Origin of the sequence: Actinoplanes sp. NPDC051633 (assembly GCF_040681735.1) — a bacterium.
Classification (GTDB): domain Bacteria; phylum Actinomycetota; class Actinomycetes; order Mycobacteriales; family Micromonosporaceae; genus Actinoplanes.
In genome coordinates this window covers 1-2,434 of sequence record NZ_JBFAZH010001150.1, presented here as the reverse complement: position 1 = coordinate 2,434, position 2,434 = coordinate 1, and the positions used below count along the sequence as shown (strand labels likewise).

The window sequence follows — 2,434 nt, the reverse complement described above, 5'->3', positions numbered from 1 at the left end:
ACCACACCACCCGGACGTGACCGGATCCGGCCCGCAGGGCCGCAAGAGAACTTGGCAGGGATCGCGGCAAATCAGTGCGCCGTGTGCGGCCGCAGAATGGGCGGACTTCGGACGCATCGTGTCGCGGTGGAGGTTGCTGGTGGCGGTTACGAATCAGCGCGCGTTGTCGAGCACTCGCTGTATTTCGCTGATGACTAGCTTGGGCTGCTCCGTCTGTATGGAGTGCCCCGAGTCGACGTAGCGCAGCTCGCCCCGTGGTAGTGCCATGCTGAACTCCTGCAGGGCCTTCTTTCTTGCCGCCAGGATGTCAGCTGCCGGCCAGCTCGGCGGCAGGTCGCCCAGGTTGGTCGCGGCGAGGACGAGCACGGGGATGGCCGGAATTTTCGGCACGAGTGCCTTCGCCTGCTCCAGTGTGTCGGAGAAGTCCACGTTCTCGGGATTCTGCTCGTCCCCAGCCCTGGCCGTGGCCCTTTCCCGTTCGGGGATCAGATCGTATAGCTCGGCTTGGGTCGGCAGGGATGGATCGATCAGCACGAGGCCGCTCACCTCGGTGGGATAGGTGCCGGCGTACATGGCCGCGAGCAGCCCGCCGAACGAGTGCCCGACCAGGAGGTAGGGCGCCGGCGCGGCGGCGACGTCGAGCAAGGTGTGCAGGTCTCGGACGCCGTCCTTGCCGGTGTGCCGGGTCGCGACCCGGTCGCTCGTGCCGGTGTTCACCCGGTCGTAGGCGCAGGTCCGGACGGACGGAAACGCATAAGCGATGCCGGTCTGAAACCACGTTCCCAGGTTGCCGCCGAGTCCGTTCTCGAACACGATCGTGGGTGATCCGGTGCCCTTGCAGTTGAGGTTGAGTTTGTGCCCGCCGATATTCACCCGCGTGGCGACCCAACCGGTGGTTGCCGGCGCCGATGCGGTGTCCACCTTGCCCGCGGCGTCGCGGTGGGAGGGGCCGGGCTGACATCCGGCCAGAAGAGCCACCAGCACAGCGCACCAGAGAAGCATCGAACGGTTGCGTACGGTCATAAATCCCGGCATGCCGATCCTTCGTGCGAGCCCGTCCCCCGTTGGCACGAACAGTCCCGAGGGGAACCCTGGGATTCATGAGCATCTCACCGGCACGTCCAGAGTGAGTGGCGCCGGGTCCACTCGTGCGAGGAGTGCGGGAATTACGTTGCCGACTCCTGCCGAGGCGCACTCAACTCGGCTACTTGTTGACTGGTGGCACGACCGCGCCCGGCCAGGCATGGTCGAGGTGACCGGCGGAGTCGCTCTCAATTCGGCTGCCCAACGCGCCTTTGGTGTGGCTCAGATTTGGCATGCACCCTGCCGGTCACCGCGGCGCGGAGAGGCTCGAGAGGGGTCTGCCCAGCTCAAAGTAGCGGTGCCCTCCTCGCCGACAGTCCTGTCGGGATCGCAGAAGGAAACGGCATGGCCCGGGTCGTCATCGGTGTAGATCCGCACAAGCGCTCCGCCACCATCGAGATCATCAACGAGCCAGAGCAAGCCGTCGGGCGAGGCCGCTTCGGCACCGACCGCGACGGCTACAAAGCCATGCTGGCCGCCGGCCGTAAACACAACGACCGGGTGTGGGCGGTCGAGGGCTGCAACGGCATCGGCCGGCACGTCGCCCAGCGCCTGGTCGCCGACGGCGAGACCGTGTTGGACGTCCCGGCGAAGCTGTCGGCCCGGGCCCGGGTCTTCGCCACCGGTCAGGGCCGCAAGACCGACCCGGTCGACGCTCGCAGCGTCGCCGTGGTCGCCCTGCGCACCGACGGCCTGCGGCAGGTCGTCGTGGACGACACCACTGTGGCGTTGCGGCTGCTGGTCGACCGCCGTGACCAACTCGGCCGCGCCCGCACCGAAACCGTGAGCCGACTGCACCACCTACTGCTCGAACTCGTGCCCGGAGGTGCCAAGAAGTTCCTGTCCGCGCAGCAAGCCCGCGCGCTGCTCAACACCGTGCGCCCGCGTGACCTCGTCGGCAAGACCCGACGGTGGCTGGCCTCCGAACTCATCCACGAGCTCACCGTCATCGACAAGAAGATCAAGGTCGCCAACGCCGAACTCACCGATCTGGTCGACAGCACCGGCAGCACCCTGCAAGACCTCACCGGCATCGGCCCGTCCGGCGGCGCCCGCTTGCTGGGCGACATCGGTGACATCAGCCGGTTCGCCAGCCGAGCACACTTCGCATCCTGGAACGGGACCGCTCCGCTCGACGCCTCGTCCGGCGACCAGAACCGGCACCGACTGTCCCGCGCCGGCAATCGGCGCATCAACCGCGTCCTACATATCATGGCCGTCGTTCACCTTCGCCGCGACACCGAAGGCCGCGCCTACTACCGGCGCAAGCTCGCCGCTGGCAAAACCTCGATGGAAGCCATGCGCTGCCTGAAACGGCGACTGTCCGACATCGTCTACCGGCAGATGGTCG

At 67.1% G+C, this 2,434-nt stretch carries 2 protein-coding genes; one reads left to right on the top strand and one right to left on the bottom strand.

The genetic code is table 11. The features are described from left to right. Window positions 1–153: 153 nt before the first annotated feature. The gene (locus tag AB0M20_RS38255; RefSeq protein WP_364305782.1) at window positions 154–1,023 is read right to left on the bottom strand and encodes an alpha/beta hydrolase; all 870 of its coding nucleotides are present in this window, start codon (window positions 1,021–1,023) and stop codon (window positions 154–156) included. Between the two features lie 405 nt (window positions 1,024–1,428). On the opposite strand from AB0M20_RS38255, the gene AB0M20_RS38250 reads away from it, so the two are divergent. Then, on the top strand, window positions 1,429–2,434 hold a 1,006-nt coding region (locus tag AB0M20_RS38250; protein WP_364305780.1), incomplete at its 3' end, for an IS110 family transposase.